The organism is Capnocytophaga canis, assembly GCF_000827555.1.
In the GTDB taxonomy this organism is placed as follows: domain Bacteria; phylum Bacteroidota; class Bacteroidia; order Flavobacteriales; family Flavobacteriaceae; genus Capnocytophaga; species Capnocytophaga canis.
Genome location: NZ_CDOI01000168.1, coordinates 1 through 24,930, shown reverse-complemented (window position 1 = coordinate 24,930; position 24,930 = coordinate 1). Strand labels below are relative to the sequence as shown.

The following is a 24,930-nucleotide window of genomic DNA, read 5'->3' as shown; positions in this document are numbered from 1 at the left end:
CCCCAGCCAATCGGTTTGATTCTTCAATGGGAACAGCTAAAACACGAGCTGTATCTTTGATAGATGATTTAGCGGCCATCGTTCCGTAGGTGATGATTCGAGCTACTTGGTTTGCCCCGTATTTATTTATTACATAGTCAATTACAAGTTGGCGACCCGAATCTTCAAAATCAATATCAATATCAGGCATACTCACACGGTCAGGATTCAGAAAACGCTCAAAGAGGAGGTCGTATTCAATTGGATCCATGTTGGTAATTCCTAAGCAGTAAGCTACAGCAGAACCTGCTGCCGAGCCACGTCCTGGCCCTACCGATACTCCCATATTCCGAGCAGCAGCAATGAAGTCCTGTACAATAAGAAAATATCCTGGATATCCAGTTTTTTCTATAATAGATAATTCAAAATCAAGGCGTTCTCGAATTTCGTCGGTGATGCCTTGCTTGTATTTTTTTTCTGCACCTACGTATGTAAGATGTCGCAAATAGTTGTTCTCTCCCTTCTTTCCATCGGGGTCGTCCTCCACCGTAAATTCAGCAGGAATATCGAATTTAGGTAGTAGAACATCTCGTCCCAAACCGTAGGGTTCCACCTTGCTCATAACTTCGGAAATATTTAAAATCGCTTCGGGTAAATCTTTAAATAAACCTTTCATCTCCTCCGTCGATTTGTAATAATACTCCTCATTAGGCATCCCAAACCGATAACCACGCCCACGACCGATAGGAGTTGCCTGTTTTTCATTGTCTTTTACACATAGCAAAATATCGTGTGCGTTTGCATCTTTTTGGTTGATATAGAAGGTGTTATTAGTTGCAATGAGCTTTACATGGTGCTTTTTAGCGAGTTCGATAAGCGTTATGTTTACGCGATTTTCATCTTCCTGGCCATGTCGCATGATTTCGATGTAAAAATCTTCCCCAAATTGTTCTTTCCACCACAAAAGAGCATCTTCAGCTTGTTTTTGACCGATATTCAGTACTTTGGACGAGATCTCTCCGTTCATTCCTCCCGAAAGTACCATCAAATCGCTCTTATATTGTTCTACGATTTTCTTATCAATTCGAGGTACATAGTAATATCCTTGAGTGTAGGCTATGGAAGCCATTTTTGCTAAGTTATGGTAGCCTTTTTTGTTTTTTGCGAGTATAACTATTTGATATCCATTATCTTGGTGTGATTTATCCAAATGGTCTTCACATACATTAAATTCGCAACCTACAATTGGTTTTATAGTAATTTCAGTGGGTTGTTCGCCATTTTCGATGGCCTGTTTGTTTTTAGCTTCTGCCGATTTGTTATATCCTGCCACTTCTTTTACAAAATGAAAAGCAGCCATCATATTTCCGCTATCGGTCAAAGCCACGGCGGGCATTTTCTCTTGAGCGGTTTTTTTTACTAAATCAGAGATGGATGTAGTAGATTGTAAAACAGAGAATTGCGTATGGTTGTGCAAATGGGCAAAAGGAGCATCTTCGAGTAGAGCTATGTTGGCTTCTATCTGTTGCTCAGTAAGTCCACCTTCAGTTTTTTGAGATTGACGGATTTTGTCGGAGGCCTCTTTTAAATTGATGTGTTTAAGCCCAATAGGTTGAATTTCAGTAGGATTGTGTTTTTGAAAATCGGAAACATACTCTGGCGTAATAAACTCTTTTGAAAATCCTTGCTCGATGCGAATCAACTCAAAGAAACAGCGTGTGGTGGCTTCCACGTCGGCCGTCGCGTTATGGGCTTCAGCAAAGGGGATTCCGAATAAAAATTCGTGTAATTCTGTTAGGGTAGGTAATTTAAATCGCCCTCCTCGTCCTCCAGGGATCTTGCATAGTTCGGCAGTAATTTCAGTACACGTATCCAAAATAGGCATTGTGGTCAATGGGCTTTCTACCCCATAACGTAGAAATTCCGCCCCCATAATGTTGATATCAAAGCCTATGTTTTGCCCTACTACATACTGTGATTTTTTCAGAGCATCGTTGAATTTTTCAAAAACAACCTGAATTGGAACTCCTTTACTTTGAGCGAGTTCTGTGGAAATTCCGTGAACTATTTCAGCATCGTACGGAATGTTAAAATCATCAGGAGCAATCAAAAAATCTTGATGTTCCACCAGATTTCCCATTCGGTCGTGTAATTGCCATGCAATTTGCACAGCACGTGGCCAGTTGTCGGTATCTGTAAAGGGAGCGTCCCAACGTTTAGGTAAACCTGTAGTTTCCGTATCGAAAATTAAGTACATAGTGTCTGAATGTTTTTAGCCTACAAAGTTACAAAATAAGCAATCAAAAATAGTTAGGGTATTCAAAAAATTATCCACAGTTTTGAAATGGAGTAGGGGTAGGTAGATGTCAGATTTGAAAAAAAATAAATTTCAAATTTTCGAACAAATGTAAATTTTAGTATCTTCGCACACAGTTTTTGAAATACTTTGTCACTTATGGAGAATATACAATATACGGAAGACAATATTAAATCGTTGGATTGGCGGGAGCATATCCGTATGCGTCCGGGTATGTATATCGGAAAATTAGGCGATGGTTCCTCTTCCGATGACGGAATCTACATTCTCTTAAAAGAGGTTTTAGATAACTGTATTGACGAATTTGTCATGGGAGCTGGTAAAACTATAGAAGTGAAAATCAGCGATAACCGTGTGGATGTACGTGATTATGGTCGTGGGATTCCGTTGGGGAAAGTAGTGGATGTAGTTTCAAAAATGAACACAGGAGGAAAGTATGATTCCCGAGCGTTCAAAAAATCCGTAGGGTTGAATGGGGTCGGAACCAAGGCAGTAAACGCCCTTTCAACTTATTTCAAAGTGGAATCGGTACGTGATAACCAATCAAAATCTGCAATTTTTGAGAAAGGAATATTGCTTGAAGAGTCCCCTGTGGAAGAATCAAACAAACGGCGAGGAACCAACGTGATTTTTATTCCCGATGAAAGTATTTTTAAAAACTATAAGTTTAGGAATGAGTATATTACGCGTATGCTCAAAAATTATGTATATCTAAATCCAGGACTGACGATTCACTTCAATGGAGAGAAGTTTTATTCAGAAAATGGACTCAAGGATTTATTGAATGATAATAATAATGAAGAGGACTTTCTATACCCAATTATCCATCTGAAAGGAGATGATATTGAGGTTGCTATAACTCACAGTCGCACTCAGTATAGTGAGGAGTATTATTCGTTTGTCAATGGTCAAAACACAACACAAGGAGGAACCCATTTAACAGCATTTCGAGAGGCTTTCGTGAAAACGCTTCGTGATTATTATAACAAATCATATGAAGCAGCAGATATCCGTAAGTCCGTAATTGCGGCCATTTCAATTAAAGTTATGGAGCCAGTGTTTGAAAGTCAGACAAAAACGAAGCTTGGTTCAACTGAAATGGGTGAAGGAATGCCTTCAGTTCGAGCATATATCAATGATTTTATAGGCAAGCATTTAGATGATTTTTTGCATAAAAATTTGGAAGTAGCCGAAGAAATCAAGAAAAAAATCGAACAAGCCGAGCGTGAACGGAAAGAGTTGGCTGGTATTCGAAAAACGGCACGGGAATATGCCAAAAAAGCAAGTTTGCACAACAAAAAATTGCGGGACTGTCGTGTGCATTTGACCGATTCAAAGAATTCACGAAATTTAGAAACAACATTATTTATAACGGAGGGAGACTCAGCGTCGGGCTCAATTACCAAGTCAAGGGATGTGGAAACACAAGCCGTGTTTAGCTTGAAAGGAAAGCCGTTGAACACTTACGGGATGACCAAACGTATTGTGTATGAAAATGAAGAGTTTAACCTACTGCAAGCAGCCTTGAACATTGAAGACTCAATCGACGATTTACGATATAATAACATTGTCATCGCCACTGATGCTGATGTGGATGGAATGCATATTCGTTTGCTTTTAATAACGTTTTTCTTGCAATTTTTTCCCGAACTTATCAAAGAAGGACATGTGTATATTTTGCAAACCCCTTTGTTTCGTGTTAGAGATAAACAACAGAAGATATATTGCTACAGCGAGGAAGAAAAGCAAAACGCTATCAAAAAGCTCAAAGGAAAACCTGAAATTACTCGCTTTAAAGGATTGGGAGAGATTTCTCCAGATGAATTTAAGCATTTCATAGGAGAGGATATTCGTTTAGATCCTGTAATGATGGATAAAACCATCCACACTGATCAGCTTTTAGATTTTTATATGGGAAAAAATACCCCTGACAGACAGGAGTTTATCATCAATAACTTACGTGTAGAGGTGGATATGGCGGATGAGCGATAATAATATAAAAAAGGGGAATAATGACAAAAAGTGTTTTTAATTTAGCTGTAGCTCCTATTGAAAATCTTTCAATCGGATTCATAGGTGTAGGCATTCGAGGTGTAGAGGCATTGAAACGTTATATGTGCTTGGATGTGCATATTTCGGCAATATGCGATATTTATCCCGAATATATCGAAAAAGCAAAAAAAATCACTGAAAAACAATCTGTTGCTCCTGTTTTTTTATCAGGAAAAGAAGATTGGAAAAAACTTTGTCAGCTACCGAATCTTGACTTGGTGTATATTTCTACTCCTTGGGAGATGCATACTGAAATGGCTGTTTATGCCATGCAACAAGGCAAACACGTAGCCATTGAAGTTCCTCTAGCCATGACTGTGGACGATTGTTGGAAAATTGTAAAAACAGCCGAAGCCACTCAGCGACATTGCATGATGCTTGAAAATACTTGTTATGACAATTTTGAATTGATGACCTTACAGATGATTCAAAAAGGACTACTGGGGGAAATTGTTCACGGCGAAGGGGCGTATATTCACGATTTACGTCGTTTGAATTTTCAACAAAATGATCGCGATACTCTTCGAGGGGAATGGCGAATGAAGTACAGCCAAACTCACAATGGAAATCCGTATCCAACACATGGAATAGCACCAATTTGCCAAGCGATGAACATCTTGCGAGGAGATAATTTAACGCGTTTAGTGTCCATGTCTTCACTGGCTATTGGAATGCAACGATACGCTGAAAATACCTTTGGTAAGGATTCTCCACAAGCACAAGTTCAGTATACAGGCGACATGAACTTGACGCTCATAAAAACAGCTTTAGGAAAAACGATTCTTTTGCAACACGATGCTACTAGTCCACGTCCTTATTCACGAATTTTTTTGCTAAGTGGCACTGATGGTTTTGTACAGAAATATCCTACGCCACAAATATATTTTGATAAAAGAGCTACGCCACAGCTGTCAACCCATGAAATGGAGCTATACATGCAAGAAAATGAACATCCGTTTGTGAAGCAAACAGCATATTTGAGAGAGTTGCTTCCTGATCAAAAACCAATGGACATCATCATGGACTATCGTTTGGTATATTGCCTCAAGAATGGGCTCCCGTTGGATCAAAATGTTTACGATGGAGCCTTATGGTCGTGCATAACGGAACTTTCAGAACTTTCGGTACAAAATGGTAATATCCCTGTTGAGATTCCAGATTTTACAAAATCCATAAGTCATTAGAAAACCTCATTTTCGGTCGTAAGGAAATAAAGTGTTAGTTTCTAATTTGGCTATAATGTTAATTCAGAGAAGAAAATAGTATTTTCCATCTCTTAAATTACCGATTGATGACACAAAACACACTCCTATTACTTTAAAAATAAACGTTATAAAAAATATAAACTATATCGAAAATTAAAAATATTGTCGTACATTCGTCCCCTATGAATATACATGATATAGAGTCCACAAAACTATTGCTTAAAAAGCAATCTAAAATAAGTATCATCCCTCATAAAAATCCTGATGGAGATGCTATAGGAAGTTGTTTGGCGTTGTATCACTATTTAAAATTAAAGAATTGTGATGTGACAGTTGTTTCTCCAAATGATTTTCCGAGTAATTTGAAATGGTTACCCGATGCGGAAACTATTCTTATATATGATAATCAACCCGAAAAAGCTAGGGAGCAAATCAAAAAATCACAGCTCATTTTCACATTAGATTTTAATTCTTTGAAACGAGCGGATACATTAACCCCTCTTTTAGAAACGTCCAAAGCTACCTTTGTCATGATTGACCATCATGAAGAACCTGATGGTTATGCACAGATTGCTTTTTCCAACCCTAAGGCAAGTTCCACTTGCTCAATGGTCTGTTCATTTATTGATGCTATGGGAGATCAAAACCTTATCAATAAAACCATTGCGACCTGTCTTTACACAGGAATGATGACTGATACAGGTAATTTCAAATATGCCTCCACAACAAGTAGTACGTTCAAAAAAGCATCATTTCTTATTGAAAAAGGAGCCGATAATAGCCAGATAAATAACAATGTATTCGACACTAATTCTTACAATAAATTGCAATTGTTGAGCATAGCATTGAAAAATATGGTTTATTTGAAAGACTATGACACTGCTTACATTACTTTATCAGCTGAAGAGTTAGCACAAAACGATGCTCAGAAAGGAGATACCGAAGGATTCGTAAACTATGGATTAACCATTAAAGATACCAAATTAGCGGTAATATTCATTCAAGAAAAAGATTATGTAAAGATGTCATTTCGCTCGAAAAACCAATATGATGTGAATGTTTTTGCTCGAAAATATTTCAAAGGAGGGGGGCATATGAACGCCGCGGGTGGAAAATACAATGGAAGTATTGAAGAAGCAGTGGCTTTTTTCAAGGAAGTGTTGCCTGAAATTATCAAAAAACGTTATTAATAATCCAGATTTATGCGTAACATTTATGTATCCTTAATATGTGTTGTGTTTTTAGTGTCTTGTGGCGAAAAACAAGCTCGAAGACCCATATCCGTGAAAACGACCAACACTTTTTTGAAAGAATCGGCAAAGAAAAACAAATTGTTGCTCCAAGCGGAAGAGGCTATCATTGATTCTATAATCAAAAAAGATACGCTAAACACCTATGTTGATTCACAACACGGCTTTAAATTTTATTATACCAATCAAAATCCAGAATCTGACTATACAGCATCATTTGGTGATGTTGTAACCTACGATTACAGTATCTCAGATCTTGAAGGAAACGAAATTTATCAAGAAAAACAGGATGGTGAATACACGTATCATGTTGAGAAAGAGGAGCTTTTTTTCGGGTTACGTTCCGCTCTAAAGATTTTGAAAGAGGGAGAGAGTGGAGTGTTTTTCTTCCCTTCAGAGACCGCGTATGGCTATCGAGGAGATAAAAATAAAATAGAAAGTAATCAGCCTGTTATAGCCAAAATTCAGGTGTTCAAAATCGAAAAGGCTAAAGAAAAAATGGAGCAAAATCAAACAATAGCTCCAAAAAATACAGAACATTAATTTAAAATTATATTATATGCAAACAATGAAATTAATTACTTTGTTTTTTACAAGTTTGGCATTTTTCAGTTGTAAATCACAGAAAAATTCCAAATTGGGTGATGGGTTATTTGCTAATATTCAAACAAGTAAGGGAGATATTGTTATAAAACTACATTATGACCAAACTCCTGTTACGGTAGCAAATTTCGTGAGCTTAGCAGAAGGAACAAACAGCTTTGTAAAAGCGGAATACAAAAATAAACCCTACTATAACGGAACGATTTTCCATCGTGTTATCAAAAATTTCATGTTACAAGGAGGAGATCCAACAGGGACAGGTATGGGAGACCCAGGATATCGTTTTGAAGATGAGTTTGTTGAGCATTTAAAACATGATAAAAAAGGAATCCTTTCCATGGCAAATGCAGGTCCTGCTACTAATGGAAGCCAGTTTTTTATTACCGAAGTACCAACTCCACATTTGGACGGCCGTCACACTGTCTTTGGAGAAACTGTTCAAGGTTTTGAGGTGATAGACACTATCGCAAGTGTTCCAACGCATCAGGCTGATAGACCTAAAGAAGATGTTAAAATCAATAAAATAACTTTCATTCGCAATGGGAAAGATGCTAAAAAATTTGATGCAAAGGCCACAATTGAGGAATATTTTTCTTCATTAGAAAAAAGAGCTAAAGAAAAAGAAGCAGCTTTACAGGATTTAAAAACACAATTCTTGACTGAAATCGCTCAGCAAAAATCAGAAGCTAAGAAATATCCTTCAGGTATTCAGGTTTTTAGTTTGAAAAAAGGAGAAGGGGTAAAGCCTAAAAACACAGAACAAGTTTTGGTTAGCTATGCAGGTTATTTAACTGATGGAACTTTATTCGATTCCAATATTAAATCAGTGGAAGAAGCATATCAAAAATATGACCCTGCTCGTGAAAGAGGTAAAGGTTATGAGCCTTTTCCGGTGCCTTACAACACCTCAGCTGGATTGATTCCAGGTTTCAGAGAAGCTATGCTTACGATGAACGTAGGAGACAAAGTACGTGTGTTTATTCCTTCGGCTTTGGCGTATGGCGAAGCAGGAGCTCCCGGTGTCATTCCTCCCAATAGTGATTTGATTTTTGATATCGAAATTAGCGGTATTGTAAAGTAAACAACAGGTAAAAATAAAACAAAAGGCTGTCCTAAAACTATCGGACAGCCTTTTCTGTTTTTAAATCCTATTTAATACCAAATAATATTTGAATTTACTGTAATAATTACTAATGTTTCGAATTTGTTCAATGAGGCAACTCCTGTATGAGGCTCAATCAATTCGAGGATTTTTATCTCAGTGAAATCGATTTCAAAATCGGATTATTTCAATCTTCTGTAAACTCTTGTGCAAGGTTCATCACAGTTTGCAACGTTTAGGATTAGGTAATTATAATCCGAAATCCGTGCATTTGCCAATCCATTGATAGAATACGAAAAACTCTTGTTTGATTTGCATTTATCGAATGTTACTACAAGGTTATTGCCTAAATTTCCTGAAGCATTAGAATCAAAGTTATATTTCCCTACGCAAGGAAAATCAACAGATTCCACATTTCCGTTTGCATCGAAAACTACAACGTAATTTTCGGAACTAACATCAACTTTATTCACTTGAGGCGTACCATCACTGGAATGTACTTCTACCAAACGCCATTTCCCAATAATTCCCTTTTCAGAGGACTCTGTAGCGTAGTCACTTGGGTCACTTTTGCTACACGACACTGTCAAAATTAAAAATAAACTGTAAAAAAGATGTTTCATAATAGTGCTATTTGTGTTAAAGAATTTATATCAGGCTCAAAATTTGTCTATATATTGTCCATTTTCTAGTAATTTATAGTTTCCTTGTGAAAATATCTTACAAAAACGATGAATAGACGATTCCTTTTTGACTTGATTACTGAAAACGTAGAGAAAAATACATTCCGTGGTTCAGCTAAGTTTTCGGATGTATAGTTTTGTTATTTTTGAAAATATTTAGGAATAATTGTGGTACATCACAAATGTAGAAATAAAAATTTAAAAAAACAATATTAATAAATATTAACTAAATAAAAAAGTGAAGAAGCTATCTAAAAAAGTCTGTTTTTAGCGAAATTTTAAAAATAAACTATTGATTTTTAGAGTGTTAATTTTTTTTGGTAAATCGCTAAAATTTAATTTTCGGATAGCTTCTTTTTGAATATTAAATATTTCGATTTCTTTACTATAGACTGTTTTCTTTCGTAAATTTGATAATCTCAGAAATACGACCAAAAGCTACTCCCACTACAGTATCGGCTGCACCGTAGTACACAGCAACTTTATCTTCTTCAAGAGAATGCAAAGCGGCACAAGGAAATACCACGTTTGGCACATCGCCTGTAGTTTCATAAAGTGTTGCAGGAGCCAATAAATAGGGTTTTGTTCTGTATTTCACCACACTCGGATTTTCCAAATCTAACAACGCAGCCCCCATCGAGTAGCGAAATCCATTGCAAGTATTAATAACTCCATGGTAGAACATCAACCAACCTTCAGAAGTTTTAATAGGGACAGCTCCTGCCCCAATTTTGGTGCATTGCCACGCACTGTCCACAAAAGGAGATACTTTCATCACACAACGATGTTCTCCCCAATACTTCATATCAGGACTGTAGCTAATGTAAATATCTCCAAAAGGAGTGTGTCCATTGTCGCTCGGACGGCTCAGCATGGCGTACTTACCATTGATTTTCTCAGGGAACAGTACACCATTTCGGTTAAATGGTAAAAAAGCGTTTTCACACATGAAAAACTCTTGGAAATCAAAAGTGTAGGCGATTCCAATTGTTGGGCCGTGATGTCCATTGCACCATGTTACCCAATACCGATCTTCAATGAAAGTTACTCGTGGGTCGTATTTGTATTCGGAGTGTAGAAAATCTGTGTTTCCTGCTTTCATTTCAATAGGTTCGTGATTGATTTTCCAGTGAATGCCGTCTTTACTGAAACCTGCAAAAATGTTCATTTGCACAGCTTTGTTATCACAACGAAACACACCCGCAAATCCGTCCTTGAACGGAACTACGGCACTGTTAAAAATACTGTTCGATGTTGGAATGTCATAGCGATTGATAATTGGATTTTCACTGTAACGCCACATTACGTCAGTAGAACCAGCAGGACGTTCCTGCCAAGGGATTGTATTACTCATAATTTGTTTTATATTGTTTATAGTTTTTCAAAATGTTGTTATTCAGTGTTTTAATTGTTTTATTGATGACTTTTGTCGGATTTGTAGTTACATGGAAAATTTCAAAATCCTCTTCTGTTTTTAATTTAGTTTTCGGGTTGAGATTAATTTTTTTCTAATAGTTGTTCAACGATTTTTGGGAAATACTCGTATTCCAGTAGATGTACTTTCTGAGCTAAAGTTTCAGCCGTATCGTTCGTACTCACTTCGGTTTTTGCTTGAAAAATGATAGCACCTTCGTCGTAATTTTCATTCACATAGTGAATGGTGATGCCACTTTCAGCTTCTTTATGATCGATAACCGCTTGATGTACAAAATTCCCGTACATTCCTTTGCCTCCGTATTTCGGCAATAAGGAAGGATGTATATTCACGATTCTATTCGGAAATTCTGAAATGATATGTTCTGGGAATTTCCATAAAAAACCTGCTAGAACAATAAGATCAGGGGCTTCATTTTTCAAAATATCCAATACCACATTGGTGTGATAAAACGCTTGACGGTCAAATACCAATGAAGGGATTTTTAACAGTTTAGCACGATTCAATACTCCTGCATTCAAGTTGTTAGATAGTATTAAACTTACTTTTGCGGTGTTTTCTTTATTGAAATAAGCTACAATTTGCTCAGCATTGCTCCCTGAACCTGAAGCGAAAATGACAATTTTTCTCATAAAAAGGTATATTTTTCTTAATTTTCAGTTTAACTGTTTGATTTTAATTGCTTAAGGTTATAAAAATGTATTTTCACATAAAGTTAGTGTATTTTATACTTACCTTTTTCGCGGGAAAATTGGCGTTACATTTATGAAAATTAAGTACAATTCAATTTCATTAAAAACGGTGTAGTTAGCTACAATTAATTGTGTTGAAAAAGATTCTAGGATTGTGTTTTTCCGCCTCAAAGGTATGTAAAAAAAAGATATTAACAAAAAAGAAAAGCGTTCCAAAAATCGAAAGATATTACCTATCTTTGCCCAATCATTAAAACATCGAATTTTATCATGCCAAGGGTATATTACAGAGATAGGAAAATCAATGGTAAACCTTTCAAAAACGAAAAAATTACATTACCCCTTTTTGATTACATACTATCAAAAACTACGTTCATTCCTGATGACGGAATGCACATTTTTGAATTGCCACAAAAGACATCCATTTTGCCTTGGAAACGCAATGAAAAAGGATTCAAATATGCAGTTGTTTGGAATAACGACCGCATCCATCAAACTCACGAATATGGTGACTTCTATTTGCCTAAATCTATCGTGTTTTTTGATGTGAAAGATGCTTATTTTCCTTCAGAATATTTTTTTATTGTTGAGATTAACAGACAGTTGGAGATTAGTCATTGTCGGGCAGGAATTGACACCACTTGGTTTCAACAACCAGAACTCAGGCGCGACATTACCGATTCCAAAATTGTAAAGCGTATTGAGAAATCTGTAATCGAATTACAAATGATTTTGAACAATATGTAGAGTCTTTAAAATGAGAATGTTATGTTTACAGGAATTATTGAAGATTTAGGAACCATCACCCACATAGAGCAAGAACAGTCAAACCTACATCTCTATGTAAAGAGTCGGTTTACCTCTGAATTAAAAATTGATCAGAGCGTATCGCATAATGGCGTATGTTTAACAGTGGTTGATATTCAAGGAGATACCTATAAGGTGACAGCAATTCAGGAGACTTTAAATAAAACCAACATAGGTCAATTAAGAGTAGGCGACATGGTGAATTTGGAACGTGGGATATTACTCAATGCTCGATTGGATGGACATATTGTACAAGGTCACGTTGACCAAACGGGCAAATGTATTGGTGTTAAAGATGAAAATGGAAGCACTCGTTTCACTTTTTCTTATCCGTCCGAAAATGGAAATGTTACTATAGAAAAGGGATCAATCACCGTTAATGGCGTAAGTCTTACTGTTGTAAATTCTATTGAAAATCAGTTTAGTGTGTCAATTATCCCCTTTACATTACAGCACACAACTTTCAAAGAACTTCAAATCGGTAGTATTGTAAACTTAGAATTCGATGTCATCGGAAAATATGTCGCTAAATTGATGAATCGGGCGTAAATATTGAACCTCAGTTCAAAGGTATTTTCTTTTTAGCAAAATCTAAAACAAAACAAAACAGACCTTTTCGCAGGTCTGTTTTGCTTTTATTTCTATTCAACGTTACTATTAGGAGTAATTACATTTAAACACCTACTGAGAAAATCAGGATTTTATTCAAAATTTATAATAGGTAATTATTTATAAATCAGTGAATGAGAAAATCTAATGTTTAGTAGATACTCTTTCTAACTATTTTTATTTCAATTTGTCGAATCCTTTTCCATAAACTCCCATAACGTTTGATTTTGTAATGAAAGCCTCAGGGTCGATACTTCCTACCAAACGGAAAATCGAAGTAGATTCGGTGCGTCGGGCAATCACGATGATAACCTTCATCGGTGTTTTGGAATACCATCCAATACCATCTACTATCGTACATCCGCGTTTGATTTCGGAGTTAATGTGGTTAGCTATTTCTTCGTAATGTTTTGAAAATATGAATAGTTGAACTGACTGTCTGGCTCCGTTGATCACCATTTCTACCATTTGCCACATCAGTGGTAGTAGAATCAATCCGTAGATGGTTCTCTCTAATGCTTTGCTATCGCCTCCCAGAATGAAATAGGATGAAATTACAATTGAAATATCCACTATTAGCAGTATTCTCGCTAATCGAATATTGAAGTATTTCGTAACCAAAGCTCCGATAATGTCTGTACCTCCAGTACTTCCATTAACTGAAAAGCATAATCCCAACCCTGTTCCACAGAATAAACCTCCTACAATGGCCGAAAGAAAAGGTTCGCCTACTGGCGGATGAGCTGTAAAATAAGGTTGTAAGTAGGTCTCTCCAAAACTAAGCATCAAGGAAAGAATCCCCACGGCAATAAGTGTTCTTAAAACATATTGTTTACTAACGGCTTTGAAAGCAATTGCCAGTAGAACCGTATTGATGACCAAGTTAGTTATCCACATTTCGATACCCGTTGCGTACTTAATCATAGCCGAAACTCCTGATAACCCACCCGTTACGATTTTGTTTGGGAGTATGAAACCTGTGATTCCCAACGTGAAAATTGTAAGGCCTAAGACGATAATCAAATAATCTTTGACGTAGAAAGATTTTAGATACTTGATAGTTTTACTTTTAGCAGTCATTTTATTAAAAGCGATTACGAAATTTGTCCGCAAAATTATTGAATATTTTTTGATTTGTACGATGTTTTTCAGAAATTATTTTCTTTTCATTTTTCGATTTCGTGCATACTTCGGATAGTGGTCTTTTCTAACATTTTACTTAACGATGATTGCTAAGAGGCTTCGATCGTATTTACTGAGTTTTTAAAGGAGGTAAACTAAGGAGAGTAATCCGTACAAAATACTTGGTTTATGCAAAAAAAAAATGTAGTTTTGCACTCTACAAATTTAGATTAATTTTTCAGTATGGAAGTAAGTAAACGATACGCTCAACGAGGAGTTTCTGCATCAAAAGGTGACGTGCATAATGCTATAAAAAACATTGATAAAGGCTTGTTTCCAAAGGCTTTTTGCAAAATAGTACCTGACTTTTTAACTCATGATCCTGATTATTGTTTGGTGATGCATGCCGATGGAGCAGGGACAAAATCATCGTTGGCATATCTTTACTGGAAAGAAACAGGTGATCTTTCCGTATGGAAAGGCATTGCCCAAGATGCTCTGATAATGAACATTGATGACCTACTTTGCGTAGGAGCTGTAAATGATATTATGCTTTCCTCAACCATTGGGCGTAATAAAAATCTAATTTCAGGGGAAGTTATTTCAGCTATTATCAATGGAACGGAGGAGCTTATTGAAGAATTGAAAGCTCACGGAGTTACCATACATTCAACCGGAGGAGAAACTGCCGATGTAGGGGATTTGGTACGTACTGTAATTGTTGATTCAACGGTTGTGGCTCGTATGAAACGAAGCCAAGTGATTGATAATGCAAATATTAAAGAAGGAGATGTTATCGTTGGTTTGGCCTCGTTCGGACAAGCATCTTACGAAAAGGAGTACAATGGAGGTATGGGAAGCAACGGACTAACCTCGGCACGTCACGATGTATTTGCAAAGTATTTAGCGATTAATTATCCTGAAAGTTTTGATGCTTCTGTACCTGCTGATTTAGTGTATTCAGGATCTAAAAAACTTACTGATACTGTGGACGACGCACCTGTTAATGCTGGAAAATTGGTGCTTTCTCCAACAAGAACATATGCTCCTATCATAAAAAAAATACTCGAAAAATATGACGTTTCACAAATTCATGGAATGGTTCATTGTAGTGGAGGAGCTCAGACTAAAATATTGCATTTTGTAGATAACTTACACATTATCAAAGATAATTTGTTTGAAGTTCCGCCCTTGTTTAAACTTATTCAACAAGAATCAAAAACTGATTGGAAGGAAATGTATCAAGTGTTTAACTGTGGACACCGTATGGAACTCTACGTACCAAAAGAAATTGCGAATGATTTGATTGCCATATCAGAAAGTTTTGGAGTACCTGCCAAAATTGTAGGGCGTGTAGAAAAATCGGATAGCAAAAAATTGACTATCCATAGTGAATATGGAGTGTTTAAATATTAATACTGTACAATGAAAATCGTTATTTCTCCAGCAAAATCTCTGAATTTTGAAAGAAACATACCAACTAAGGAACACACTCAACCTGTTTTTCCTGAGAAAATAGCTACCGTAAATGCCACTTTGAAGGAATTATCACCCAAACAATTGGCTGATTTGATGCATATATCGGATAAGTTAGCAAATTTAAATTGGGAGCGTAATCAGGCTTTTTCCTTGCCTTTTTCTTTGGAAAATGCCCGTCAGGCGGTATATGTTTTTGATGGAGATGTTTATGATGGATTGGATGTGTATTCTCTTGATAGCAAAGAAGTTGAGCGATTACAGTTCTCTTTGCGTATTCTCTCCGGACAGTATGGCATTTTAAAACCACTGGATTTAATTCAGCCCTATCGTTTGGAGATGGGAACTAAAATAAGCATCGGGAGAGCTAAAAATTTATATGATTATTGGAAAGAATCTGTGACAGTATTTTTGAATGAGGAACTTGATTCTAACGAATTATTTGTTAATTTGGCAAGTAATGAATATTTTAAAGTAATTGATTATAAGCAAATTAAAAATCAACTTATCACTCCTATTTTCAAAGATTGGAAAAACGATGAGTTAAAGATGATTAGCTTTTTCGCTAAGAAAGCACGTGGACTAATGGTTCGTTATTTGATTAAGAATAATATACAAACTCTTGATGAACTCAAAGGGTTTGACTATGAAGGCTACCGTTTTAGCCAACAGCATACTACCAACATCAACGAACCTGTATTTATTCGGTAATTTATGTATCCTTATCACAACAAAATTAAACAACGCATCAATAACGGCGAATTGATTAAATATGAATTTGTTGAAAAATACAAAAATATTAGCCCCTGCCTACTTCTCTATTTTCGCACAGAGCCATTTGTGAGACCTGTGCGAGAACATCGCTTTGAGGAATATAAGCAAATTTTAGATGGTTTTGAAAAAAATAAGACTGTAGAAAACCATATTGACTAATCGAAAAATCCATTTTTCTCAAAGTAATGTACGATAGCTTCTTTCATAAGAATAGACTGTTCACCAGCTTTTAAAGGAGGTAACTCTTCCACCAATGTATAGTGAGGCCAACCATCAGGGTCAACAAAATCAAAACGGTAGTAGCCGTATGGCTCTAACAGTTTGCAGATAGCAATGTGCATCAAATTGATTTTATCGTCCTTTTTAAATTTTCGATGAAATTTTCCAAACTCTTGTAAACCAACAAGATATATAATGTCGTCTACATCTAAAATTTCTCCATTGCCAAAGGTTTTGGATAATTCTCTACAGATATGTTCCCAACGCGATTTTAATTGTTCATCTCTTGCCATAATTTTTCAAACTCTAATGTAAAAAAACTCCTTACCTTGTTCATTACGTATAAAAATGTACCCTTGTGTAAAGATATTGATACAAGCGGTGACCTGAGGATGCGATGTAAACTCTTGCCATGCCAATGTAGGAGTATTTTTGTACAAATTGTTGATTATCAAAACGCTATTGTTGTGCATATACGTCAATAGTGAAGTGATATTCGAAGGTTGTGATATATTTTGTAAAAAAATAATATCGTATTTTTGGTTATCCTTTAGTTTTACGTCTACGGAAACATCTATTCCTGCTCCTAAAATAGCATTTTTTAGATTTTCCGAATCCACAAAGACAGTTTTTACTCCGAAATAACGCATACTTTTCAGTAGTAAGTTGTATTGTTTCGGATTAATTCCTTCTATTGTTGCAGAATAGGATTCTTTTTCATCTATTTTTTTTCTTGAATACAAGCATTTTGTAATAAAATCGTAAACAAAAGGCGAATGCACTCCATGCTGATTGGTTGATTTTGCCAAAAAATAAATATATTTCAGTAATGTCATTTGATTTACAAATTGCGATTAAAAACACATCTATCGAAACTCTAAATTCTTTTAAGATTAGGCAGTGCATACTTTTTGTTGAAGACAAAAACTATGTGTATTCTTTGTGTTACAAAATAGAATCTTTTTTAATTGAGAAAGCTATTCTAATAACCTTTAAATTACGTTATTGGATTATTTTCCATAATATGTGAAATAAATAAAAAGAACAATCCCGATGATAATGCGGTAATATCCCCAAAATTTAAACCCATATTTTGTCAAAACCGATATAAATGTTTTTACAGCGATTAAAGCAACCACAAAAGCGATGAGGTTACCCAATAGGAAAACTTGTGTATTTTCAGCAGTAGCCAATATCATTTCATAGCCTTTTTGCGGAGTTGCGGTGTTTTTCCCCCAAGTTTTCAAAAATACAGAATAGACCGTTACGGCTAACATCGTAGGTACAGCTAAGAAAAACGAAAATTCTGCAGCAGCTTTCCTACTTAGCCTTTGGGTCATGCCTCCAATGATGGAAGCCGCTGACCGTGAAGTGCCTGGCATCATCGCCAAACATTGCCAAAATCCTATGGTGATGGCTTTTTTGAAAGAAATATCTTTTTCATCGAAAATCACAGGATTTTTAAACCATCGATCAACAAAAATCAACACAATTCCTCCCAGAATTAATACAGCTGAAATCACTTGCTGATTTCCTAAAACACTTTCGATTTTCTCGTCAAAAAGATATCCTAATACCAAAGCTGGAACTACAGCACTTCCAAGTTTAATGTAGAAATTAAGGTTGGAAAAATCAAAAAATTTCTTCCAATACAACACAACAATCGAAAGAATAGCTCCAAATTGTATAGAGACTTGAAACATTTTTAAAAATTCATCATCGCTGTTCATTCCCAAAAGAGAGGCTGTGAAACCCATATGAGCGGTTGATGAAATCGGTAAATATTCCGTTAAACCTTCAATAATAGCGATGATTATGGCTTCGATGACACTCATTAATTCTTTTTCTTGTTGGGATTTAACAAAATAGCATAAATTTCAACCGCAAAGCCTATTAAAACCAAAGTTGGTGCTACATGAATGCGTTGTGAATCAAAAATAGAAGCATCGAACACATTAGGGTCGCTACTACCTCCTCCACTCATTAAAATAAATCCTAAAGCAATGATTGCTAATCCAATAGCCATTACGATATAGTTTTTTCTCCCGAAAATAAGTTCTGAATGATGTTTTCTTTCTTCCTCCATATTTTTTATATTTTAATAGTACAAATCGTTAGTATTTAGGTTCAAGAAGCGTTGTGCTGCAAAGTAGGTGCTTATCCAACTGATTAACACTCCTATGGCAAATATACTTGTAAAGACAATTACCATGTCATTTGTGTTGGCAAGTATGTGAAATTCAGGGAATTTAATGTATATATATCGTAAGCACCCATAGAGTAGTCCCATGGCGAATAAAGCACTCAAAATGCCCAAACGAACGTTTGTCCATATGAACGGTCGGCGTATGAAACCTCGTGTTGCTCCCACTAACTGCATAGTTTTGATAATAAACCGCTTTGAATATATTGATAAACGGATGGATGAATTGATTAAAAGCACTGCTACAAAAGTAAACAAACCGCTGAATATTAGTAAAATAAGACCTATGCGGTTTACGTTTTCGTGAATCAATGTGATGAGCGATTTATCGTATACTACTTCTGAAACAAAAGAGTGTTGGCTCAGTTCTTTCTCCAATTCCTTCATTTTTTCAGGTTCAGCAAAAGCTGCTTTTAAACTCAAGTCAATCGAATTATGCAAAGGATTGTCGCCAATGAACGTGACGAAATCTTCACCAATTTCTTCGCTAAAACTTTCTGCGGCTTCTTCTTTCGAGATAAATTGAAGCGATTTTACATATTCCGCTACCGATAGAGTACGTTGTAACTGCTCAATATCCGCCATTTTCGCATCATCACTCAAAAAAATGGTTACAGAAACTTGTTCCCTAAAATAGTTTGCTAAACGTTGTGTGCTTAATAACAAAAAACCCAATAATCCCAATAGAAAAAGTACTAAAGTTATGCTTATAGTTACTGAAAAATAGGAAGTTATCAGTCTTCTTCTGTTGAATATATCTATCGATCGTGCCAATTTTTTATAGTTTTTTCAAAATAATTCGGTAAAGGTAAAAAAATATTGAAAAACTGCAAAATATTTATTTGTTTGGCTCTGAAAAAAACATTCTTTTACCACGTTTTGCCTTGTTGCGAATAATTTATCAATTTTAGTCTACTTATAAAAAATCAAAATGAAACGAAATTGAAAAAGCAAAAAAATGAAATTTTTATAAAGAACCGCTGTCTTTGTAACATGTTGATATATAGAATTTTGAATAATTGCTAAAAAAAACATAAAAAATATCTGTTGAAAAGTCATCAAAAAAAATCGGAAATTTGAAAGTAAGTTATATCTTTGTACTTCATTATTACGAATAACGTTTTTTATATGGACAAATATTCTTTTTTGAATGCCGCAAGTACGGCTTATTTTGGAGAATTATACGAAAAATATCTTGAAAATCCGGACGCAGTAGAGCCCAGTTGGAGAGCTTTTTTCCAGGGATTTGATTTTGCACAGGAAAACTATGGAGGTAGCTATGACCAAACCGTACAGGTGATGGCTCAAAGCGTGGATACAGGCAATAGTGTAGCTTCTGAAAAGTTGCAAAAAGAGTTCAAAGTGCTGAACCTTATCAATGCGTATCGCACCTATGGGCATTTGTTCACTAAGATAAATCCGATTCGCGAACGTGAGACATATGTTCCGAATTTGAACATAGAAAACTATGGTCTGTCAAATGCGGACTTAGATACTACTTTTGATTCGGCTAAAGAGATTGGACTGCAACCTACTTCTCTGCGTAATATTATCAGTGCTTTAAACGATATTTATTGCCGTTCCATTGGAGTGGAGTACACCTACATCCGTGAGCCTGAGATCCGTAAATGGATTGAAACTCGACTATTCAGTAACAACAATAAAACCCAATTTTCAAAAGAAGAGAAAATACAGATCTTGAAAAAACTCAATGAAGCTACTTCTTTTGAAAACTTTTTACATACGAAATATGTAGGGCAAAAACGTTTCTCTCTTGAAGGAAACGATGCTCTAATTTCAGGATTGGATTTTCTGATTCAGAGTGCTGCAGAGCAGGGAGTGGAGCATCTGGTTTTAGGAATGGCTCACCGTGGGCGTTTGAATGTGTTGGCGAATATTTTCAATAAAAATCCGCAAGATATTTTCTCTGAATTTGACGGAAAAGACTATGAAATGGAAGATAATTTCGATGGTGATGTGAAATATCACTTAGGGATTTCTTCGGAATTGGTTACCAAATCGGGTAAAAAAATTAACGTAAATTTAGCTCATAACCCTTCACATTTGGAAACTGTAGGAGCTGTTATTCAGGGTATTGCTCGTTCTAAACAAGATAGACTTACAGCAGGAGACCGCAGTAAAGTGTTGCCAATCGCTATCCATGGAGATGCAGCGATTTCAGGACAAGGTATTGTTTATGAAATTATGCAAATGTGCCAATTGGACGGATTTAAAACAGGAGGAACAGTACATATAGTGGTTAACAACCAAGTAGGGTTTACTACCAACTATACAGACTCTCGTTCTACGACGTATTGTACTGATATAGCGAAGGTTTCTTCTTCACCCGTATTACACGTAAATTCAGATGACGCGGAGGCAGTAGTACATGCTTTTCTCTTTGCGTTGGATTTCCGTATGCAATTTGGTAGCGATGTGTATATCGACCTGTTGGGATACCGTAAATATGGTCATAATGAGGGAGATGAACCTCGTTTTACCCAACCTAAGTTGTACAAAATTATCGGCAAACACGACAATCCTAGAAATATTTATGCAAAACAACTTATTGAAGAGGGCGTTATTACCAATGACTTTGTAGCCCAAATTGAAATGGAATATAAGTCAGTGTTAGACATGCATTTAGAAAATTCTCGTAAGGAAAATCTGACTGTTATAAAACCTTTTATGCAAGATGAATGGAAAGGATTTGAAATAGCTTCTCGCCAAAAAATGTTAGAGAAATTCGATACTTCTTTTGACCGAAAAGATTTGGATGAGTTAGCGAAAATTATAACAGAACTTCCTGCTGATAAGAAATTTATCAATAAAATCACAAAAATTATTTCCGATAGAAAAGAAGCGTATACAAATGATAATATAGATTGGGGAACAGCTGAGCATTTGGCATTCGCGACTCTACTTTCGGAAGGATTTGACGTTCGTCTAACGGGGCAAGATGTGGAGCGTGGAACATTCTCGCACCGTCATGCTGTAGTCAAAACGGAAGATACGGAAGAAGAAATAACTTTACTCAACGAACTTAAAAAACACGATAAATTCAATAAAGGTTCGTTACATATTTATAACTCCTTGTTGTCCGAATACGGTGTTTTAGGGTTTGAGTATGGCTATGCGTTGGCAAGTCCAAACACCTTAACCATTTGGGAAGCTCAATTTGGAGATTTCTCCAATGGGGCTCAGATTATGCTTGACCAATACATTAGTTGTACGGAGGACAAATGGAAAAATCAAGATGGTGTGGTTATGTTACTGCCTCACGGGTATGAAGGACAAGGTTCTGAGCATTCTTCTGCACGTATTGAACGTTACTTGCAGTTGTGTTCTGACAAAAATATGTATGTAGCCAACTGTACAACCCCTGCGAATTTCTACCACTTGTTACGCCGTCAGATGAAGACGAATTTTAGAAAACCGTTGGTGGTGTTTACGCCTAAGAGTTTGTTACGTCACCCACAGGTAGTTTCAAAGGCTGAAGATTTAGCTAATGGACATTTCCAAGAGGTTATTGACGACCCAATAGCTGATGTAAATAACGTAAAATCAGTGGTGTTCTGTTCAGGACGTTTCTACTATGACTTGTATGCTGAGCGTGAGAAGTTGGGCAGAAACGATGTTGCATTAATCCGTATAGAACAATTGTTCCCGCTACCAGTAGAGCAAATTAAAGCAATTTTGAGCAAATATAAAAATGCAGATGATTACGTTTGGGCTCAGGAAGAACCTAAAAATATGGGAGCTTACGGTTACATGTTGATGTTCTTTGATTTCATTCAATGGCGTTTGGCGTCCAATACGGTGTATTCAGCTCCTGCATCGGGAAGCCATACCCGTGATAGAAAACGCCATGCCGAAGCTATAGCAATGGTTTTCGACAGAAAAGCGGATGCGAAAAAGAATTTTTAATATTTTGTAGGGATGTCACATATCCCTACAAAATTTGGTAAACAGTATGCCACCGTATATTCAAATGTTCGTTTAAAAATACTCGAACTATGAAAGAAATAAAGTTTTTTAACTTTGGTAATGTGAGAAGTTTTCGCTTTTGGTTATTTGTATTTTCAGGTATCGCAATGGTGATGCTTCTTCTTGAAATGTTTTTTTTAGAAGATTCAATACTGAGACCGTACATACGAGTATCAGCATATTTGGGATTCTCCTTATATTATCTGACTCCCTTTCTTTATAGAAATTCTGTTGAGTGGAATAAAAGAGGAATTACCTTAAAGTTGAATACGCTGGTTTTCTCACGAACGTTTTCTTTTGAAGATATTAAATCGGTTGAATTTTTGGAAAAAGAGCTGAGAGTTACACGCCACGATGACGTAGTACGTACGTTGGATTTGACAGGTATTACACCAGAAAGTATCGAAAGGTTGAAAGCAATTTTTCAGCAACATTATGTGAAATTTCGTGTAGAACAAGATTTTCAAGAGCCTATAATTTGTTAGTTTGATAGGGTTCTGTTTCAAAATGAGTGATTTAGATAAAATAGTAGCGATATTTCCTGTCGTGTTTATGCTACATGATTTTGAAGAAATTATAGGTTTTGAATCGTGGTTGAAAAACAATAGGGAAGAGTTGGCAAGGCGTTTTCCTAGAATAGAAAAAAGATTCGACAAAGGAGGAATGTTTCTACTATCAACCTCTACGTTTGCTTTTGCAGTGTGTGTCGTTTTTGTTTTGGTATCTTTGATGAGTTTTATTTCGTTGTATTTGGGTATTTATCAATGGTGGTTTGTAGTATTTTCAGCTTTTTTTGTACATTTGTTCATTCATATAGGACAATGGATAGTTTATGGGAAGTATATTCCTGCTATTATTACATCGTTTTTGTCGTTGCCTTATTGTTTTTACGCTTTTTATGTCGTTTTTGAGTATAGTGATTTTTCTGTTGCGGAAATGCTATTTTGGATGTTTTTAGGTACGATTTTAATGTTAATAATTGTCCCCTGTGTACTTAACCTCGCAGGAAGATTACAAAAAACTTTAAGTTGAACTTACGTCCAAATCGGTAAAGATCAAAAAAACAATTTTACAATCGTGCAGAAAGATATCAGGAATTGAGGATAAAAAATAGTTAATCATGAGTAGGAGTTTTTACATTAAAAACACAGAAGCACCCCGAGTGATGAGTCCGAATGAGATTTTGTCGCTCCAGCCACCTACTTTTATTCAGTACGATGTTCATGATGAAGAGGAGCATTTTTTAGATGTAATGAACTCACCTATTGATCATTACGGAAGTATGTTGATGGGAGAAGAGTTTGTGAGTGGACGAGGATTTGAAGTTTGTTATCAAGTCGAATTAAATAGTTATCAGGTGCGGGTTTTTACTCCGAGTACCAAAGCTGATTGGCAAGGTGCGTTTGAATTTATAGTAAATTTGGCAAGATATTTAGGAGTACAAGTGGTTGATGAAGAGGATACTACATACCAAGCCGATAATATAACGTATGATTATTTACGAGACATTGAGTTTGGTATTCGATGCTATGAAGGAAGAGAGGGGCAATATATTTTTGGGGTCAATTATCCAATGTGCTTGAATGGAGAAATGATAGACAGATTATTGTCTGCTGATGATAAGGCGACGTATTTCAGTGAAATGGTGGAGGCTCATCAGTATGTAGATGCCTATTTTGCTAAACAACGATTCTATGAAAGTAGTTTAGATAAAAATGAAGGTATTATTGGTGTGTATGCTTTAACGGAAGATTTACCAACCATTTTACCCTATGAATATCCACCCTTTATTGATATTACCAAAATCTCACTCAACCAAGAGGATATCAGTCAATGGCGTATTTCATTAGTAACGATTGAAGGTGATGAGGACGACCCTAATAGTTATAAAGTCATGGGTGATATGGATTTTAAAACCTTTTTGGAACGACTTCCAGAAGAAAAAATCGAGAAATTGGACGGGCATTATATGATTGTTGAACTTTCAAAATCGGATATGCAAGACATTATCTATCAAAAATCAGAAACAAGCAGTTTGTTTGGAAAAATAAAGAATTTATTTAATAATAATTAATATACACATACTTAAAACTAAGATACTATGTTAGAGATGAAAGTTCCCTCGCCGGGGGAGTCCATAACGGAAGTTGAAATTGCACGTTGGTTAGTGAAAACGGGAGATTATGTATCTAAAGATCAAGCTATTGCTGAAGTTGATTCGGATAAGGCTACTCTTGAACTTCCTGCCGAAGCCAGTGGTATTATTACGCTTCAGGCAGAGGAAGGGGACGCTGTCAAAGTAGGGCAGGTAGTCTGTTTGATTGATACCTCTGCTACTAAGCCTGCCGAAGGAGTTGCTAAAGCAGAAACTAAAAAGGAGGAGCCAAAGAAAGAAGAAATTAAACCAGTGGCTGG

Annotated in this window: 25 protein-coding genes; 15 read left to right on the top strand and 10 right to left on the bottom strand. The window is 36.0% G+C overall.

All coding sequences use genetic code 11. The features are described from left to right. On the bottom strand, nucleotides 1–2,236 hold a 2,236-nt coding region (locus tag CCAND38_RS08475; RefSeq protein WP_042344842.1), incomplete at its 3' end, for a DNA polymerase III subunit alpha. A 198-nt stretch (nucleotides 2,237–2,434) separates the two neighbouring features. Here CCAND38_RS08475 and CCAND38_RS08470 point away from each other — a divergent pair. From CCAND38_RS08470 to CCAND38_RS08450, 5 genes are all read left to right on the top strand, one after another. Beyond that, nucleotides 2,435–4,288 (top strand): DNA topoisomerase IV subunit B, encoded by a 1,854-nt coding sequence (locus CCAND38_RS08470; RefSeq protein ID WP_042007175.1) that lies wholly within the window; start codon nucleotides 2,435–2,437, stop codon nucleotides 4,286–4,288. A gap of 20 nt (nucleotides 4,289–4,308) precedes the next feature. Beyond that, nucleotides 4,309–5,532 carry a Gfo/Idh/MocA family protein gene (locus CCAND38_RS08465; protein WP_042007174.1) on the top strand — a complete coding sequence of 408 codons (1,224 nt, stop codon included), beginning with the start codon at nucleotides 4,309–4,311 and terminating at the stop codon, nucleotides 5,530–5,532. A gap of 203 nt (nucleotides 5,533–5,735) precedes the next feature. Next, a complete protein-coding gene (locus tag CCAND38_RS08460) occupies nucleotides 5,736–6,743 on the top strand; it encodes a DHH family phosphoesterase (RefSeq protein WP_042344841.1) in 1,008 nt (335 codons plus the stop codon). 12 nt (nucleotides 6,744–6,755) lie between these two features. After that, nucleotides 6,756–7,346 (top strand): gliding motility-associated peptidyl-prolyl isomerase GldI, encoded by a 591-nt coding sequence (gene gldI / locus CCAND38_RS08455; protein ID WP_042007171.1) that lies wholly within the window; start codon nucleotides 6,756–6,758, stop codon nucleotides 7,344–7,346. Between the two features lie 16 nt (nucleotides 7,347–7,362). Further along, complete coding sequence (locus CCAND38_RS08450; protein ID WP_042344839.1) at nucleotides 7,363–8,487, top strand: peptidylprolyl isomerase; 1,125 nt, start codon at nucleotides 7,363–7,365, stop codon at nucleotides 8,485–8,487. 203 nt (nucleotides 8,488–8,690) lie between these two features. On the opposite strand, the gene CCAND38_RS08445 is transcribed toward CCAND38_RS08450, so the two are convergent. The 3 genes from CCAND38_RS08445 to purN form a co-directional block, all read right to left on the bottom strand. After that, complete coding sequence (locus CCAND38_RS08445) at nucleotides 8,691–9,131, bottom strand: hypothetical protein (RefSeq protein ID WP_042344837.1); 441 nt, start codon at nucleotides 9,129–9,131, stop codon at nucleotides 8,691–8,693. A 445-nt stretch (nucleotides 9,132–9,576) separates the two neighbouring features. Further along, nucleotides 9,577–10,545: a glycoside hydrolase family 130 protein gene (locus CCAND38_RS08440; RefSeq protein ID WP_042007163.1), complete on the bottom strand. Its 969-nt coding sequence runs from the start codon at nucleotides 10,543–10,545 to the stop codon at nucleotides 9,577–9,579. 143 nt (nucleotides 10,546–10,688) lie between these two features. Further along, on the bottom strand, nucleotides 10,689–11,258 hold the full coding sequence (gene purN, locus CCAND38_RS08435; protein ID WP_042344836.1) for a phosphoribosylglycinamide formyltransferase: 570 nt from the start codon (nucleotides 11,256–11,258) through the stop codon (nucleotides 10,689–10,691). A gap of 330 nt (nucleotides 11,259–11,588) precedes the next feature. On the opposite strand from purN, the gene CCAND38_RS08430 reads away from it, so the two are divergent. Further along, nucleotides 11,589–12,065 (top strand): hypothetical protein, encoded by a 477-nt coding sequence (locus CCAND38_RS08430; RefSeq protein ID WP_042007159.1) that lies wholly within the window; start codon nucleotides 11,589–11,591, stop codon nucleotides 12,063–12,065. A gap of 21 nt (nucleotides 12,066–12,086) precedes the next feature. Further along, entirely contained in the window at nucleotides 12,087–12,674 is a 588-nt protein-coding gene (locus CCAND38_RS08425; RefSeq protein ID WP_042344835.1) for a riboflavin synthase, read from the top strand. Nucleotides 12,675–12,911: 237 nt separating this feature from the next. Here CCAND38_RS08425 and CCAND38_RS08420 read toward each other — a convergent pair whose 3' ends face one another. Further along, nucleotides 12,912–13,814 carry a YitT family protein gene (locus tag CCAND38_RS08420; RefSeq protein WP_042344834.1) on the bottom strand — a complete coding sequence of 301 codons (903 nt, stop codon included), beginning with the start codon at nucleotides 13,812–13,814 and terminating at the stop codon, nucleotides 12,912–12,914. Between the two features lie 285 nt (nucleotides 13,815–14,099). On the opposite strand from CCAND38_RS08420, the gene CCAND38_RS08415 reads away from it, so the two are divergent. The 3 genes from CCAND38_RS08415 to CCAND38_RS08405 are packed head-to-tail and all read left to right on the top strand — an operon-like array spanning nucleotide 14,100 to nucleotide 16,265. Continuing rightward, complete coding sequence (locus CCAND38_RS08415) at nucleotides 14,100–15,272, top strand: AIR synthase related protein (RefSeq protein ID WP_042344833.1); 1,173 nt, start codon at nucleotides 14,100–14,102, stop codon at nucleotides 15,270–15,272. A 9-nt stretch (nucleotides 15,273–15,281) separates the two neighbouring features. Next, on the top strand, nucleotides 15,282–16,043 hold the full coding sequence (yaaA, locus tag CCAND38_RS08410) for a peroxide stress protein YaaA (protein ID WP_042344832.1): 762 nt from the start codon (nucleotides 15,282–15,284) through the stop codon (nucleotides 16,041–16,043). A gap of 3 nt (nucleotides 16,044–16,046) precedes the next feature. After that, nucleotides 16,047–16,265 carry a hypothetical protein gene (locus CCAND38_RS08405; protein ID WP_042007148.1) on the top strand — a complete coding sequence of 73 codons (219 nt, stop codon included), beginning with the start codon at nucleotides 16,047–16,049 and terminating at the stop codon, nucleotides 16,263–16,265. On the opposite strand, the gene CCAND38_RS08400 is transcribed toward CCAND38_RS08405, so the two are convergent. The 5 genes from CCAND38_RS08400 to CCAND38_RS08380 form a co-directional block, all read right to left on the bottom strand. Further along, nucleotides 16,262–16,618, bottom strand: coding sequence for a hypothetical protein (locus CCAND38_RS08400; RefSeq protein ID WP_042007146.1), 357 nt, complete (start codon nucleotides 16,616–16,618; stop codon nucleotides 16,262–16,264). The genes CCAND38_RS08405 and CCAND38_RS08400 overlap by 4 nt on opposite strands. A 6-nt stretch (nucleotides 16,619–16,624) precedes the next feature. Beyond that, the gene (locus CCAND38_RS08395) at nucleotides 16,625–17,161 is read right to left on the bottom strand and encodes a hypothetical protein (protein WP_042007144.1); all 537 of its coding nucleotides are present in this window, start codon (nucleotides 17,159–17,161) and stop codon (nucleotides 16,625–16,627) included. Between the two features lie 174 nt (nucleotides 17,162–17,335). Then, complete coding sequence (locus CCAND38_RS08390) at nucleotides 17,336–18,160, bottom strand: undecaprenyl-diphosphate phosphatase (protein WP_042344831.1); 825 nt, start codon at nucleotides 18,158–18,160, stop codon at nucleotides 17,336–17,338. Continuing rightward, on the bottom strand, nucleotides 18,160–18,411 hold the full coding sequence (locus CCAND38_RS08385) for a DUF3098 domain-containing protein (RefSeq protein ID WP_042007140.1): 252 nt from the start codon (nucleotides 18,409–18,411) through the stop codon (nucleotides 18,160–18,162). Before CCAND38_RS08385 ends, CCAND38_RS08390 begins: the two co-directional genes overlap by 1 nt. 12 nt (nucleotides 18,412–18,423) lie before the next feature. Next, nucleotides 18,424–19,302 carry a cell division protein FtsX gene (locus CCAND38_RS08380; RefSeq protein ID WP_042007138.1) on the bottom strand — a complete coding sequence of 293 codons (879 nt, stop codon included), beginning with the start codon at nucleotides 19,300–19,302 and terminating at the stop codon, nucleotides 18,424–18,426. A 354-nt stretch (nucleotides 19,303–19,656) separates the two neighbouring features. Here CCAND38_RS08380 and CCAND38_RS08375 point away from each other — a divergent pair, with 354 nt between their 5' ends. From CCAND38_RS08375 to CCAND38_RS08355, 5 genes are all read left to right on the top strand, one after another. Further along, on the top strand, nucleotides 19,657–22,455 hold the full coding sequence (locus CCAND38_RS08375) for a 2-oxoglutarate dehydrogenase E1 component (RefSeq protein WP_042344830.1): 2,799 nt from the start codon (nucleotides 19,657–19,659) through the stop codon (nucleotides 22,453–22,455). Nucleotides 22,456–22,544: 89 nt separating this feature from the next. Next, complete coding sequence (locus tag CCAND38_RS08370; protein ID WP_042344829.1) at nucleotides 22,545–23,000, top strand: hypothetical protein; 456 nt, start codon at nucleotides 22,545–22,547, stop codon at nucleotides 22,998–23,000. Nucleotides 23,001–23,022: 22 nt separating this feature from the next. Further along, nucleotides 23,023–23,547, top strand: a complete 525-nt coding sequence (locus CCAND38_RS08365; RefSeq protein WP_042344828.1) for an HXXEE domain-containing protein — start codon at nucleotides 23,023–23,025, stop codon at nucleotides 23,545–23,547. Nucleotides 23,548–23,635: 88 nt separating this feature from the next. After that, nucleotides 23,636–24,589, top strand: a complete 954-nt coding sequence (locus CCAND38_RS08360) for a DUF4299 family protein (RefSeq protein ID WP_042344825.1) — start codon at nucleotides 23,636–23,638, stop codon at nucleotides 24,587–24,589. A 27-nt stretch (nucleotides 24,590–24,616) separates the two neighbouring features. After that, a partial coding sequence (locus tag CCAND38_RS08355) for a biotin/lipoyl-containing protein (protein ID WP_042344823.1) occupies nucleotides 24,617–24,930 on the top strand: 314 nt, incomplete at its 3' end.

Bases quoted from the DNA above. Each gene is read 5' to 3' on its own strand.
- CCAND38_RS08365 (WP_042344828.1), top strand. From the start codon at position 23,023: ATGAGTGATTTAGATAAAATAGTAGCGATATTTCCTGTCGTGTTTATG.
- gldI (WP_042007171.1), top strand. From the start codon at position 6,756: ATGCGTAACATTTATGTATCCTTAATATGTGTTGTGTTTTTAGTGTCT.
- CCAND38_RS08370 (WP_042344829.1), top strand. From the start codon at position 22,545: ATGAAAGAAATAAAGTTTTTTAACTTTGGTAATGTGAGAAGTTTTCGC.
- CCAND38_RS08420 (WP_042344834.1), bottom strand. From the start codon at position 13,814: ATGACTGCTAAAAGTAAAACTATCAAGTATCTAAAATCTTTCTACGTC.
- CCAND38_RS08450 (WP_042344839.1), top strand. From the start codon at position 7,363: ATGCAAACAATGAAATTAATTACTTTGTTTTTTACAAGTTTGGCATTT.
- CCAND38_RS08425 (WP_042344835.1), top strand. From the start codon at position 12,087: ATGTTTACAGGAATTATTGAAGATTTAGGAACCATCACCCACATAGAG.
- CCAND38_RS08395 (WP_042007144.1), bottom strand. From the start codon at position 17,161: ATGACATTACTGAAATATATTTATTTTTTGGCAAAATCAACCAATCAG.
- CCAND38_RS08385 (WP_042007140.1), bottom strand. From the start codon at position 18,411: ATGGAGGAAGAAAGAAAACATCATTCAGAACTTATTTTCGGGAGAAAA.
- purN (WP_042344836.1), bottom strand. From the start codon at position 11,258: ATGAGAAAAATTGTCATTTTCGCTTCAGGTTCAGGGAGCAATGCTGAG.
- CCAND38_RS08440 (WP_042007163.1), bottom strand. From the start codon at position 10,545: ATGAGTAATACAATCCCTTGGCAGGAACGTCCTGCTGGTTCTACTGAC.
- CCAND38_RS08400 (WP_042007146.1), bottom strand. From the start codon at position 16,618: ATGGCAAGAGATGAACAATTAAAATCGCGTTGGGAACATATCTGTAGA.
- yaaA (WP_042344832.1), top strand. From the start codon at position 15,282: ATGAAAATCGTTATTTCTCCAGCAAAATCTCTGAATTTTGAAAGAAAC.
- CCAND38_RS08415 (WP_042344833.1), top strand. From the start codon at position 14,100: ATGGAAGTAAGTAAACGATACGCTCAACGAGGAGTTTCTGCATCAAAA.
- CCAND38_RS08430 (WP_042007159.1), top strand. From the start codon at position 11,589: ATGCCAAGGGTATATTACAGAGATAGGAAAATCAATGGTAAACCTTTC.
- CCAND38_RS08460 (WP_042344841.1), top strand. From the start codon at position 5,736: ATGAATATACATGATATAGAGTCCACAAAACTATTGCTTAAAAAGCAA.
- CCAND38_RS08390 (WP_042344831.1), bottom strand. From the start codon at position 18,160: ATGAGTGTCATCGAAGCCATAATCATCGCTATTATTGAAGGTTTAACG.
- CCAND38_RS08465 (WP_042007174.1), top strand. From the start codon at position 4,309: ATGACAAAAAGTGTTTTTAATTTAGCTGTAGCTCCTATTGAAAATCTT.
- CCAND38_RS08360 (WP_042344825.1), top strand. From the start codon at position 23,636: ATGAGTAGGAGTTTTTACATTAAAAACACAGAAGCACCCCGAGTGATG.
- CCAND38_RS08405 (WP_042007148.1), top strand. From the start codon at position 16,047: ATGTATCCTTATCACAACAAAATTAAACAACGCATCAATAACGGCGAA.
- CCAND38_RS08470 (WP_042007175.1), top strand. From the start codon at position 2,435: ATGGAGAATATACAATATACGGAAGACAATATTAAATCGTTGGATTGG.
- CCAND38_RS08375 (WP_042344830.1), top strand. From the start codon at position 19,657: ATGGACAAATATTCTTTTTTGAATGCCGCAAGTACGGCTTATTTTGGA.
- CCAND38_RS08445 (WP_042344837.1), bottom strand. From the start codon at position 9,131: ATGAAACATCTTTTTTACAGTTTATTTTTAATTTTGACAGTGTCGTGT.